Source organism: Rhizobium sp. 01L410 (assembly GCF_056400165.1).
In genome coordinates, this window is sequence record NZ_JBFTST010000009.1 from 14,287 (window position 1) to 26,759 (window position 12,473).

A 12,473-nucleotide genomic window follows, 5' to 3' on the forward strand; every position below is an offset into this window, starting at 1 on the left:
CCTCTTGCGGAACCTGTCTATCCGCGGCAGGCGCGATTGCCAAGGTCAGTAAACGGTATCGGGGTGCGTTGCGTTGCGGACATCGGCCAGACCGCGATTGGCATCCTTGCTGCCGGTCGCAGCAGCCGCCTCGAAGACGCGCGTGGCGTCGCCATACATCTTGAGGTTCAGGTAGCAGTAGCCGCGCAGCACCATCAGGTCGATAGTTTCCTGCTTCAGCTGGGCGCGCTGGTCGAGGAAGATCAGCGTCTCGCGGTAGCGCTTGGCGCCATAGGCCGAAAGCGCCCGGTCGGCGAGGATGGCGACCTGGAGCTCGGCGGCGCGCTGGCGGTTCTGCGGTGCGCGGGTTGCGGCTACGGCAGCGTTGTTGGAAAGGCCGGCGCGCAGATAGGCAAGGCTCTGGCCGTAGGCGGCATCTTCGCGGTTCTGGCGAACCGGGCTCTTCAGCGCTGTCTCGAAGGCGCCGATCGCCTCCATCGGGCGGTTGAGGTCCATCAGGCACCAGCCACGGTTCAGCGCATCGCCCGGGTTCAGCATATCGGCGTCAACGGTCGTGGAGCAGCCGCGCGGCTGGCGGCCGCCGCGTTCGACATTGCGCGTCTGCAGCTGCGGCTCGGCATAATCGGCCACCGGGGCGCGCGGGCGAAGTGCAGCCTGCTGCTGCTGTTGAACGGGCTGCTGCTGGTATTGCTGAACCGGCTGATACTGCTGGTATTGTTGCGGCTGTGCCTGCACCGGCTGCATCTGTTGCTGCATCGGCTGTGCTGCCTGTTGCTGAACAGGTGCGACCGCGGCAGGAGCGCCGGTCTGCGGTGCCTGGCCGGGCCCCGGAAGCGGTTGCGATGTGTTCGGCGTCAGCGACGAGGTATCGTCGAGCGTTGCGATACGCTGCGAATGACCGGCCCAGAGACGCTGCACTTCGGCAACGCCTTTGCGGTCGTTCAGCTGCTCGCGGGTGATCGCCAGGCCGTAGGCAGACGGCTCGTCATCCGGCTTCCAGCGCAGCGCCGTCTCGAACCAGCGGGCAGCTGTCTGCGGCTGGTTCAGCGAGCGCGCATACCAGCCGAACTGCTGGGCGGTCGGGACATATTTCTGGGCGATGATTTCGGCGGCCATGCGGCCCAGCACATCCTCGCTGAGATTGGCGGGCGGCTGAAGCGCCATGACGTTGGCGGTCGCGGCCAGATAGGTGTCCATGGCGTCCTTGGAGTCCGTGCGCCATTTATACATGACGTCTTCGGCTTCCTGCGGCGCCTTTCTGTCGATGAGGGCCAGCGCCAGACCTTCGGACGCGGATGCGCTGTCTTCCTTGGTGCGGGCGGCGCGGAACCACTTCTCGGCGTCCTCGGCATTCTGGCGGCGCAGCTGATACCAGCCGAGCAACAGCGCATCGGCCGGCTGGCCCTGCGCTTCGGCAAGCCGCTCGACCCGGGAAATATAATCGGGCGCCACCATCAGCTTGTCGTCGGCATTGCCTTCGGCGAGGAAACGGCGGGCCAGATCATCACGGATGGCATCGAATTCGCGGGCGCCGCTGACGGCAGGCTGCTCGAGAGCGAGCAGCGACTGCATCGGCTGGTAAGGCAGAACGGACGCCGCCTTCTGGATCGTCGCCAGACGCTCCTGCGGATTGGTGCAGTTCTTCAGGATGTAGCTATAGGCATCGACGCCGCGCTGCTGGCGGTCGCTGCTGACGAAGGCTTCGGCAACGCGCCAGAGAACGTCGATATCGCTGCAGGTCAGCAGGCTCGGGGTTGCCGAGCCAATATCGATGACCGTCGCGTATTGCTTGAGATCAGAGGCATTGACCAGCCGGGCCCGCGCTTCGGCAACGTCGAGGCGGTCGAGCAGGTCTGCGGGCGGTTGCCAAGCTGCCTCGGCCGTCTGCCGGTCGGCGATCGCCTTGCGAAGCTCCGCGTAGCGGCCTTCGGAATAGAGCTGCCACATGGTTTCGAGCTGCCTGTCGCCGCTTTGCGGAACGGCGAGCGGATCGGCAGGTGGCGTCCAGTTCGGATAGAGCGCCTGGAGACGCGAGATTTCGGCCTGCAGACGCACCTTGTCGCCGCGGCTGGCGAAATAGCGCAGCGCGCTCTCATCGACCTTCGGCTGCGCCTGCGATTGCGGTGCGGATGTCTGCGGCTGGACGGGCTGCGGCGGCGTTTGCTGGGCGGTCTCGACCGGCGTCATCGCTGCGCTGGCGGGCGGCTGAGGCTGAGGCTGAGGCTGCTGGGTTGCGATAACGGGGGCTGGCGCCTGCGCCTGCGCCGTGAGGACGGGTGCTGCGGCCTGCAGACGATCGGTGATTGCCTGGACGTCGATCTTCGGATCGGCCGGCGCATCCGGCCCCTTGATCCGCTCCATCAGCATCAGGTTCGGAGCCTTCTCCTCTTCGCCCATCCCGAAACGCTGCTGAAGCGCCGCACGATCCTTCAGGCCGGTGATGACACCAGCCACCACGACCGCGGCGGAAATTGCAACGAGAGAGGACTTCACAGACACTCCGGATGTTTCTCCCCGACAAAGGCCAGCCCGAGCAGCTGGAGGGTGGACGGATAGTAGAGCGCTGGCGAGAACTGCAAGGCTGATTCTGGCAGCCTTGTGCCATTCACTACACAGGCCACAACATCGTTAACAATTCGATAACCAGCATCGGAAAGCGCGGCTTTCGGTTTACCTGTCGTCAGGTCGATGGTCGCTGGAGCACCGTTGAAGGTCATCCCCTCCTGCAGCCGGGAGAGCAGCGCCTTGTCGGCAATGCCGGCGCGGGCGAGATAAAGCGGGATGCGAACCGAGTTATAGGCAAACTCGGCATCGAAGCCTTCGGCCGGGGCCGGCATGCGCGCCAGGCTCACCCATTCGGCGGGCAGTTTGCGCGGGCCGAACTGCATAGAGCGCAGCAGCGCCAGCCCGTCATCCGTCAGTTTCTGCCACTGATCGGATGGTGCCAGCAGCGCCATCACCGGCAGGGCCTCATAGATCCAGTAGGACGGGTTGATGACGGGGCCGTCCTTGCGGCCCGGCGGCATGAAGCCTTCGACGCCCGGCATCAGCAGCGTCCGCCCGCCCGATTGCACGACCGCCTCGGTCAGCAGCGAATGCGCCATCTTGGCGGCCGCCTCGATATAATCAGGTTTGCTCCAGGCCGTGCCTGCCAGCGCCAGGGCATAGGCGATCAAGAGATCGCCGTCGGATGCGTTGTTGGTGTCGGTGACATGCGGCTTGGAGGCAGGGTCCCATTTCCAAACTGCCAGCCCGTCATTGCGCAGCAGCAGTTCAGTGCGGGTGAAATACCAGATCTGCTCGAAATCGGACGGGCTGTTCGCCAGATAGGAAAGCAGCAGGCCATAGCCCTGCCCTTCGCTATGGCTGATATTGCCGTTACCGTTGTCGATGACGCGGCCGGTCTGATCGACGAACTGCGTCTTGTAGGCGGCCCAGGCCTGCGGGGCGACGAGCACCTGCTGAGCGGCCACCGGCTGCCACAGCACGGTGAGCGCGACGGCGCCTGCCATCAGCCGTGCCGCGAGCGCCCTCATTTTCCGCGCCCCAGCCTGCCGAGCATGCTCGATGTGGTAACGCCGATCAGGATAGACAGGACGACGAGGAGGAAGGCGTAGGACAGGATGTTGGTCGACAGCCAGTTGGCGGCGATCAGCCGGTAGTTGGCGATCGTGCCGGTCTGCGAGGGAACGAAATCGAAGCGCGTCACCGGCACGCTTTCGACCTTGCCGGTCTTCGACGAATAGGTGGTGATATGGCCGGAGATTTGCGGCCAGTTTGCCTGCGAGGTCAGTGCTTCGGCGCCTTCCCGCAGATCCTTGGCGGATGGCGCGGTGACCAGCGTCCAGGTGCCGCCGCCTTCGGGGCTCGCTCCCTGAGCGACCATCATGGTCGCCACATTCGACGGCGCGAAGACTTCTTCCGCGCCGGGCACGAACTGCAGCGAGCTCAGCGAGATGTCGAAGTTGCGGCGCATCCATTCCTGGAAGGCGGTCACCTGGCCGCTCCAGGCGCCACCGCTGACCTTCGAGCGCCACTCGTCGAAGGCAGCATTGGTATCCGTCTGCGCTGCCTGGGTGTCGGGCACCGGGCGCCACGACGCCTGGCTCGCGGTCGCCACATTGACCTGTGACAGCGCCGTCGCCGGAAGCTGCGAGATCGAGCCGATGAAGATCGCGTCGCGATCGCCGATCGTGCTTGGCGACGCCGAGGTTTCGATATCGATCGGGTGACCGGCGACGCTTGCCATCTGGCCAAGCAGCGTGGCGGTCGCCGACAGCGTATCGGCATCGGCGCGGTCGATGAACAGCGGCATCGGTCCGGTCAGCCGTCCGTAGGGATAGGCGGTGCCAGCCATTGCCGCGAGATTGGGCCGCTGGCCGACGCGGGCGAAATCCGGCATGTGGAATTCGGTGGTATCGAACAGGGCGAAACGCGGCGTGCTGGCGGCCGTCGAGCCCGGCACGCAGGCGGCGTCGTCCTTGGTCTGCAGGATCGCCTCGAGAGCCAGCTCGTTCAGGCCCGGCTTGAAGTGCCGCATGGTCACGCGGATCGGCAGATGGCGCAGGATGCCGCCGCCGGTCGAGGTGATCGGCACGGTCGAGGCGATGTTGCCGTTCACATATATATCGATATGGCTGCCGGGCAGCACATTCTCCGTATAGGCGGCATCGAGCAGCACCGTCGCCTCGCCATAGGCATTGGCGTAGAAATCGGCGGGAACGGCGACGTTGAAATCGGTCCTGAACCGGCGGCCGGAGAATTCGGTGGTCTTGACGCCGAGTTGCTGGAAGCTGAGGCGGGTATCCTCGAACAGCAGCGGCGCATCCGGCGCCGTCCAGCGCTGCGTCGTCAGTACGTCGCGGCGCACGGCCGGCGAACGGTCGGTCGGCGACACGATCGTATCGATCGCCGCCGAGATTGCCGGCCAGGACGGGCCGCTGATAACCAGCACGGTCGCACCGGTCCGCGGATCGGTGGCGAAGGTGGCAAGCGGGGCAGCCTGAACGGCTGGAGGCAGTGCCGGGAAGTAAGGCGCAAGCTCGGCCGGCGTCCCGACAAGAACACTGAGCTTTCCGGCCCCACCTGCAGGCACCCGGTCGGTGCTGAACGAGAAGGTCTGGTTCGGCATTCCGCTCAGCACAGAGAGGCCCTGCGTCAGGCGTAGCAGCGGCTTGGTTGTGCCCGGCTGCTCAAGCGCCGGGACCAGCAGGTCGAATTCGGTCTTGCCGGCGCCATCGACACCGATCGCGCGGATCGCATCGGTGCTCGAAAGTTTGGCGGCATCCTGTCCGGCGAAGCTGAAATAGGTCTGCGACGGATCGATGTTCGACCAGAGTTCATAGGTAGACTGGATGCTGCAATCGGTGCGGTGGCGCTGATTGGTCTCGAATGTCAGGAGATTGGCGCCTGGCTGCAAGAGACCGCGCGGCACATCGAAACTGACGGAGGACTGGCTGTCGGGCGAGCCGACCTGCTGCTGGCCGACCGGCCGGTTGTTGATCAGCACCGTCAGCTGCGAGGCCTCGGGGGCGACGACGATCGAGTTCTGATAGGCGAAATTGAACTTTGCCGGTGCCGCCGCCTGCTCCGGCGTCAGATAGACGGTCCAGGACTTGCGGTCGTACTCGCCTTCAAGACCAAACTTCGCTGCCGGTACGACGTAACGCACGACATTTCCGGCGGCACGCGCAGCCGAGGCCGCATCCGGCGCTGCCGCTTGCTGGGCGGAGGGCGCCTGCGGCGCGGGTTGCTGGACATTGACCGGCACGGCAGGAACAGGCGCTGCCGGGACCGGCGCCGGCGCTGCGGCCGGTTGCGAAAAGACCGGCGGCGTTGCCGGAACGGCGGCCGTTGGCGCGGGTTGCGGGGGTGTTGCCGGGATGGGTGCGGCGGAGACAGGGGCCGCGGGAACGGGTGCCGGCTGTGGCGGAATGGCGGCTGGCTGCTGGGCGGGAAGCGTCAGCCGCGGCACCATCGGCTGCAGCCCGGTCGGGCGTTCACCGGACATGTCGAAAGGTGCAGGCGCCTGGGCGGTCTGCGCATAGGCGTTCGCCGAGGCGCTGAGAAGCAGAGCGGAGGCAGCGGCAAGCTTCTTCATCAGCTGTTCGCCTTTGCCGTCTGTTGCTGCTGCTGCGCCTGCTCGCGCTCCGGCCGCATGCTACGGAAGAAGTAAACCAGGCCGCGGCTCGTCTGGTAGAGCGACAGGCCGAGGAACCAGATGGTGCCGCGGATCAGCCCCGGATTGCGGCGGCGGCCCTGCTGGAACTGCGTCCACTGATCGGAATTGGCAAACATCAGGTCGGCGATCAGCCGGTGATCGAGCGCGCTCTTCGGAATGTACTGGCAGCCGACCGCGGTGATATCGCCCGAGGGCTCGATGTTGCGGACGATGAGCGGCAGGGTTTCGAGATCGGCACCGCTATAGGGACGGAAGCGGATCTCGCCTTCGGCGCCGATCGCCATCAGATCGAGCTGCTTGTTGAACACATGCAGGCGGGCGCCATGGACCGAAACGTCCTCGATCGAGGCGGTGTACCATTTGCCGTTGACGCCGAGTTCGCAGCGCCGATTGACGCGCACGCGCCGCGACGAGGAACGCTCGCCACGCTCGGAGACCACACCCAGCGCACAGCCGGCCATGATCAGGTTGATGATGTTCCAGCCGCCGACGACGAGCGTCACGTCGGCCTTATAGGGCTCGGCATAGATGCGATAGATGGTGATGATCAACGCGATGATCTGCACCGCGAAAATCACGAAGAACGGACGGCTGATTTCCGACAGGCGGCTGACGGCGATCGATTCGTCCTTCGCCGTCACCTTGAAGGTCGGCTTGCGTGGATTGAGCATGACCGAGACGACAGCGGGCAGCAGGTGCACGGTCTGCACATACTCGTAGAGCTCGGAAATCCATGGCCAGCGGAACGAACCATAGAGATAGTTCTGCATCATCAGGTTCACGAGCATGTAGGCCAGCGTATAGGCCAGGAACTCGCCGCCCGATGCGGTGAAGATTTCGAGATCGAAGAACAGGTAGAAGAGCGGCGCGAAGAGGAAGATCGTGCGCGGGAACGGGAAGAGCCAGAACAGCGTCGAGGACATGTAGCAGAGGCGCTGCGGGATCGTCAGGCCGCGCTTCAGGAGCGGGAAGCGGAAGCGCAGGATCTGCATCATGCCCTGCGCCCAGCGGCTGCGCTGGCCGATGAAGCTGGCGAAGGTGGCAGGCTGCAGGCCGGCGATCAACGGCTTGTCGACATAGATCGAGTTCCAGCCGGTGCCGTGCAGCGCCAGCGCCGTTTCGCAGTCCTCGGTGATGCTGATACCGGAGAAGCCGCCCTGGCTTTCCAGCGCCCGGCGGCTGAGAACCGCAGCCGAGCCGCAGAAGAAGGCGGCATTCCACTTGTCGAGGCCGCGCTGGATGATGCCGTAGAACATCTCGTTCTCGCTAGGCATATTGTCGAAGGTGCGCAGGTTGCGCTCGAGGGGATCCGGGTTGATGAAGAAGTGCGGCGTCTGGACCAGGAAGAGCTTCGGGTCGTCGTCGAAATAGCCGACCGTTTCCAGCAGGAAGTCGCGCGCCGGGGCGTGGTCGGCATCGAAGACGGCGATCAGCTCGCCGGTCGAGTGCTTCATGCCATTGTTCAGATTGCCGGCCTTGGCATGCTCGTTGCGCTCGCGGGTCAGGTATTTGACGTCGAGGTCTTCGCAAAGCTGCTTCAACTCATTGTGCCGCGCGGCGGCTGCCTGGGCTTCGACAAGCTTGTTGGAATTGCGCTTCTGCAGCGTACCGCCGTCGTCGAGCAGCCAGACATGCAGCTTGTCGGCCGGATAATCCATCGCCTTGGCGGCCGCCAGCGTATTGGCCAGCAGATGCGCGTCCTCGTTATAGGACGGGACGAAGACATCGACATGCGGGTGGCGGTCGTTGCGGGCGGCGCGCGACGGGCGCGACGGCAGAGGGGTGGCGACGATGAAGAGGCTGAGCGCCAGCATGGCGACCGAATACATTTCGGCCAGATAGAGAAGCAGACCGGGAATGAAGTTTTCGAGCTGATTGACCGGCGGCAGGGTGTTCGTCGTGCGCCAATAGACATAGCGCAGAACGATAGAGGTACCGAAGGCGAGCGCGATCAGGCGCCATGTCCCCTCGCCCTTCATCACCTTGATGATCGCCATGATGGTGACCACGGTGATGCTGGCGATGAGCTGCGTCTGCAGATTCACCGGCAGAGTGATCAATGCGATCACGCAGAGCGAGACAACCGCCCATATGAGGATGCTTCGGGCCTTATGCATCGACGTCCCTTCGAAATAACAAAACCGGGCCTGATGGCCCGTGCATGCCCGTCTATCTCCGGCAGGCGGCCGTCATGGCCGCATCGCCTATGCAGTCTGGCGAGGGGACGGCGACACCGCCTGCCCGCGCGGATTGTTGTGCGGGAGCCGCAGGCTGCGCCGGAGCGCCCGGGACGACCACCTGCGAGCTCTGCGCCGGCGCATCCGGAAGCGGCACGCGCGGCCCGACCGGCGCCAGCTGCTGCACCACGGTCTGCGGCGCCGTGGCCGGCTGAGCCGCCACGACGGTGCGCCGCACGGCAACGCGGTTGACGGCCGGTGGTGCGGGCTCATAGCCCAGCGGCATCGACATCTGGCGATAACCGCCATCATCTGGATAGATCGGGCTGCCGGTCCGGCCGAGCGTCGGATCGGCGCCGCGGACATCGCCGTAGGGGTTCCAGATTTCGCCGTTCAGCGTACCGGTGATCGTATAGCCATACATGACGGCTAGCAGCTGCCGCTCGCTGGCGCGGGCGTCACACAGCCGGAGCTTGACCTGGATCATGCCGAAATTGCGCGCCTGAGTATGCGCCGCATGGCTGGACCGGATCTGCTGCCAGCCATAGATGCAGGTATCGCCGCCGCGGCTGCGGCCGGACGCGTAGGAGAACGGTCCGTAGCTGTTTTGCAGGAATGTCGTGTTGCGTGCCATCGCGACACCGGGGACCGCACCAAAGGCTTCACGCGACATCGCGGTTTCGCCGAGCATCTTGTAGCCGGCGCCGCCGGTATCCGGATTGGAACCGCTGGCGCCGAGAAACTGGACCTTGAGGAAGTTCTGACCGGGAACGGAAGACGAGGTGAAGAGCGCCAGCGTCTGCTCGACACCGTTTCCGCGCTTCGTCTCGATGACGCTGACGATCGACGGGCCACCCGGCGGCGGCAGAACAAGCGCCTTCTCGCTGGCCACGGCCTCGGGCGCCGACGGCTGCTTGACGCTGCCGCTCGTCGAGGTACAGCCGGACATGACGCCCGCGACCGCAACGATCGATATCAGATTCAGCAAACGCATGTCAGGGAGCCGCCGTTATCGTCTTTCCTGTTCCCCAGACGGGGAGATTCGCGCGACGGTTTCTCGAATCAACGAGCCGCCCGCATTCAGGATGGAATAAACGACGCTTATGGTTAATCACTTATTAATGGGATACGCAGACTTCGCATGGAGAGAAGTTACCCTGGCGATTTCGGACAGCGCCAAGCTGCGGACGAATAATGTTTTTTAGTAACGCCTCAATTACCATTGCCGCGCTTGCTGGTTGAAATGCGCCGTCGCCGCACGCACATTGACCTATATGCAGGAGGAGATGCGGAGGTTTCCATGAACGCGATCACAGAACGCGCGATGCACGATCCGGTCGCCCCTGACGAGGTCGATGTGCTGCAGGGCGTCTTCGATGCCATCATTGCGGAACGGCGCCTCAACAAGCAGAGCGTCGATGCGCTTCAGGTCGCCCGCGATGTGATCCGCTTCTACTTCGACGGCATTCACGACCATGAGACGCTGCTGGACATGGTGCGCGCGGAGCAAGCGGCGGGCTGAGTGTGGGGAACAACGAATATCCAGCGGCGTTTTGATCTCAGCTGGGTAGGAAAAGGAGTTCACACCATGCGCAAGACCATGCTGGCCACGGCCGCCGTACTTCTGACGGTCAGTTCTGCCGCGTTCGCGCAGAGCACTGTCATCGTCACCGATCCCGCACCGACAGGCGCAATCGTCCTTCCGGGACAAGTCCGCACCTATGTGATGGAGCAGCAGGTGCCGTCGGTCGTCTATGACGGCGATGTCGTCGTCGGCACGACTCTGCCTGACACCGTCGAAGTCCACACCGTTCCGGATGCAGATGGTTACGCCTACACGGTGATCAACGATCGCCGCGTGGTCGTGGAGCCACAGACGCACCGCGTCATCCAGGTTCTCGAATAACGCCTGCAGAATTCTCGAATAACGCCTGCAGAAAAAGCGCGGGAGCAGATGCTTCCGCGCTTTCGACTTACGTGGATTGAAATGATTAGCGGACCTGATCGAGCAGGCGCTTGCATTCCAGGAGATCGTAGAGTGCTTCCTGAAGCAGGGCCCGGTCTTCCTTGCCGACGCTGGATTTGCCGATCGATACGTCGGCCTGTTCGTCCTCGCCGCTGACGAAATTGAAGAAGCGGCGCGTAATTGGCGCTTTGGCGCGCCCGACCAACTGATCCTCGTCGGCCATGCTGACCCTCGGCTCGGACGAGGCCCCTGCTCCATCCTTGGAACTCGCAGCCAGCGCCTCGACGCTCGCCAGATCGCCATGGGCGACCGAGACCACGAACTTGTTGCCATTGGTCTTCAGGAGTTTCTGCACACCCTTGATCGTATAGCCATGATCGTAAAGCAGGTGCCGGATGCCCTTCAGCAGATCGACATCCTCAGGACGATAATAGCGGCGTCCACCGCCGCGCTTCATCGGCTTTATCTGCGGAAAACGGGTTTCCCAGAAGCGCAAGACGTGCTGCGGCAGATCAAGGTCATCCGCAACTTCGCTGATGGTTCGAAAAGCATCAGGGCTCTTGTCCAACGTCCTACTCCCTACGCGACCTCGGTGGCGGTCCAATCCGCGACTCATCATATTTCAACGGTTTGAAGCGTCGAATTCAAGTCACGTCTTCGCGTTCCCACAGATCGCGGGCAATGACATCAATGATTTATTGATTATGCACAGTGCCCGGGATGGGCTCAGGAGGCCGGATTGACGGGCTTCTGCTTCACCTTGCGAAGCGTATGCGCCTTGAGAATCCGGGTCTTCAGGACGTTTGACGCCTTAAAGGTCATGACGCGGCGGGGTGAAATCGGCACCTCTTCGCCGGTCTTCGGATTGCGGCCGATGCGCTCGTTCTTGTCGCGGACCTGGAATGTCGCGAAGGACGAAAGCTTGACGGTCTCGCCGCGGACGATGGCGTTGCAGATCTCGTCGATCACGGTTTCGACAAGCTCGGCGGATTCCGTTCGCGAGAGGCCTACCTTCCGGAAAACCGATTCCGCCAGGTCTGCTCGCGTCACTGTCTTTCCGGTCATGGTTTCCCCGCCCAAACTACAAAATATCTTATGAAAGCGAACAAAGACTATTTGTCTTGTGCCTTACGGTCAAGCTCTTGTTCGTCGCCAGTTTTTCGCGATTTATGCCGTTACCAGCGCAGCAATACGGCGCCCCATGTGAAGCCGCCGCCCATGGCCTCCAGCATCACCAGATCGCCCTTCTTGATACGGCCGTCACCGGCCGCAACGGCGAGCGCCAGCGGAATGGAAGCCGCCGAGGTGTTGCCATGGAGATCGACGGTAACGACGACTTTTTCTGGGGCAATGTTGAGCTTCTTGGCCGAACCGTCGATGATGCGCCGATTTGCCTGGTGGGGGACCAGCCAATCGAGATCGTCAGACGTGGTGCCGGTCGCCTCGAAGGCTGCGGTAATGACGTCGGTGATCATGCCGACAGCATATTTAAAGACCTCGCGGCCTTCCATGCGCAGTTTGCCGACAGTGCCGGTGCTCGACGGGCCGCCATCGACGAAAAGCTTGTCCTTGTGGGAGCCGTCGGAGCGCAGATGCGCGGTCAGAACGCCGCGGTCCGAGGTCTTGCCCTCGCCTTCTGAGGCCTCCAGCACGATCGCGCCGGCACCATCGCCGAACAGAACGCAGGTGGTGCGATCGTTCCAATCGAGAATGCGGGAGAAGGTTTCGGCGCCAATGACCAGCACACGCTTAGCAAGGCCGCCACGGATATAGGCGTCCGCCGTCGTCACCGCATAAACAAAGCCGGTGCAGACAGCCTGAACGTCGAAAGCGAAGCCATGGCTCATGCCGAGACGGTTCTGGATGTTGACGGCGGTCGCGGGAAACGTGTTGTCCGGCGTCGAGGTGGCACAGATGATGAGATCGATGTCGGCGGGCGTCAGGCCTGCATTGTCAAGCGCAGCACGGGCTGCGGCCTCGCCGAGCGACGAGGTCGTCTCGCCCTCGCCCGCAACGTAGCGCTGGCGGATGCCGGTGCGCTGGACGATCCACTCGTCCGACGTATCGACAACGTCCTCCATGTCACGATTGGTCATTACGCGTTTCGGAAGTGCGGATCCGAACCCGCGAACCACTGAACGGATCATAC

The 12,473-nt window shown here is 63.5% G+C and carries 10 protein-coding genes; 2 read left to right on the forward strand and 8 right to left on the reverse strand.

Features of this window, described 5'->3' with window-relative positions:
- Positions 1-45 precede the first annotated feature (45 nt).
- From AC1DV9_RS19655 to bcsN, 5 genes are read right to left on the reverse strand one after another with little or no spacing between them, the layout of a single operon-like run.
- Positions 46-2,493 carry a cellulose synthase gene (locus AC1DV9_RS19655; RefSeq protein WP_477949892.1) on the reverse strand — a complete coding sequence of 816 codons (2,448 nt, stop codon included), beginning with the start codon at positions 2,491-2,493 and terminating at the stop codon, positions 46-48.
- Complete coding sequence (locus AC1DV9_RS19660; RefSeq protein ID WP_477949758.1) at positions 2,490-3,536, reverse strand: family 8 glycosyl hydrolase; 1,047 nt, start codon at positions 3,534-3,536, stop codon at positions 2,490-2,492. Before AC1DV9_RS19660 ends, AC1DV9_RS19655 begins: the two co-directional genes overlap by 4 nt.
- Complete coding sequence (locus tag AC1DV9_RS19665) at positions 3,533-6,100, reverse strand: cellulose biosynthesis cyclic di-GMP-binding regulatory protein BcsB (protein WP_477949759.1); 2,568 nt, start codon at positions 6,098-6,100, stop codon at positions 3,533-3,535. Before AC1DV9_RS19665 ends, AC1DV9_RS19660 begins: the two co-directional genes overlap by 4 nt.
- Positions 6,100-8,298 (reverse strand): UDP-forming cellulose synthase catalytic subunit, encoded by a 2,199-nt coding sequence (gene bcsA, locus AC1DV9_RS19670; protein ID WP_477942008.1) that lies wholly within the window; start codon positions 8,296-8,298, stop codon positions 6,100-6,102. The genes AC1DV9_RS19665 and bcsA overlap by 1 nt, the downstream gene beginning before the upstream one ends.
- Before the next feature lie 52 nt (positions 8,299-8,350).
- Complete coding sequence (gene bcsN / locus AC1DV9_RS19675) at positions 8,351-9,352, reverse strand: cellulose biosynthesis protein BcsN (RefSeq protein WP_477949760.1); 1,002 nt, start codon at positions 9,350-9,352, stop codon at positions 8,351-8,353.
- A 306-nt stretch (positions 9,353-9,658) separates the two neighbouring features.
- Here bcsN and AC1DV9_RS19680 point away from each other — a divergent pair, with 306 nt between their 5' ends.
- Complete coding sequence (locus tag AC1DV9_RS19680) at positions 9,659-9,880, forward strand: hypothetical protein (RefSeq protein WP_477949761.1); 222 nt, start codon at positions 9,659-9,661, stop codon at positions 9,878-9,880.
- Between the two features lie 66 nt (positions 9,881-9,946).
- Positions 9,947-10,264, forward strand: coding sequence for a DUF1236 domain-containing protein (locus AC1DV9_RS19685; RefSeq protein WP_477949762.1), 318 nt, complete (start codon positions 9,947-9,949; stop codon positions 10,262-10,264).
- 85 nt (positions 10,265-10,349) lie between these two features.
- On the opposite strand, the gene AC1DV9_RS19690 is transcribed toward AC1DV9_RS19685, so the two are convergent.
- From AC1DV9_RS19690 to AC1DV9_RS19700, 3 genes are all read right to left on the reverse strand, one after another.
- A complete protein-coding gene (locus tag AC1DV9_RS19690; protein WP_112389606.1) occupies positions 10,350-10,940 on the reverse strand; it encodes a MerR family transcriptional regulator in 591 nt (196 codons plus the stop codon).
- 110 nt (positions 10,941-11,050) lie between these two features.
- Positions 11,051-11,389: an integration host factor subunit alpha gene (locus AC1DV9_RS19695; protein ID WP_112389605.1), complete on the reverse strand. Its 339-nt coding sequence runs from the start codon at positions 11,387-11,389 to the stop codon at positions 11,051-11,053.
- A 110-nt stretch (positions 11,390-11,499) separates the two neighbouring features.
- A complete protein-coding gene (locus AC1DV9_RS19700; RefSeq protein ID WP_112517011.1) occupies positions 11,500-12,471 on the reverse strand; it encodes a beta-ketoacyl-ACP synthase III in 972 nt (323 codons plus the stop codon).
- Positions 12,472-12,473 lie beyond the last annotated feature (2 nt).

Excerpts from the sequence above, each read along its gene's own strand:
- AC1DV9_RS19700 (WP_112517011.1), bottom strand. The coding sequence starts at position 12,471 with ATGATCCGTTCAGTGGTTCGCGGGTTCGGATCCGCACTTCCGAAACGC.
- bcsN (WP_477949760.1), bottom strand. The coding sequence starts at position 9,352 with ATGCGTTTGCTGAATCTGATATCGATCGTTGCGGTCGCGGGCGTCATG.
- AC1DV9_RS19695 (WP_112389605.1), bottom strand. The coding sequence starts at position 11,389 with ATGACCGGAAAGACAGTGACGCGAGCAGACCTGGCGGAATCGGTTTTC.
- bcsA (WP_477942008.1), bottom strand. The coding sequence starts at position 8,298 with ATGCATAAGGCCCGAAGCATCCTCATATGGGCGGTTGTCTCGCTCTGC.
- AC1DV9_RS19680 (WP_477949761.1), top strand. The coding sequence starts at position 9,659 with ATGAACGCGATCACAGAACGCGCGATGCACGATCCGGTCGCCCCTGAC.
- AC1DV9_RS19685 (WP_477949762.1), top strand. The coding sequence starts at position 9,947 with ATGCGCAAGACCATGCTGGCCACGGCCGCCGTACTTCTGACGGTCAGT.
- AC1DV9_RS19690 (WP_112389606.1), bottom strand. The coding sequence starts at position 10,940 with ATGAGTCGCGGATTGGACCGCCACCGAGGTCGCGTAGGGAGTAGGACG.
- AC1DV9_RS19665 (WP_477949759.1), bottom strand. The coding sequence starts at position 6,100 with ATGAAGAAGCTTGCCGCTGCCTCCGCTCTGCTTCTCAGCGCCTCGGCG.
- AC1DV9_RS19660 (WP_477949758.1), bottom strand. The coding sequence starts at position 3,536 with ATGAGGGCGCTCGCGGCACGGCTGATGGCAGGCGCCGTCGCGCTCACC.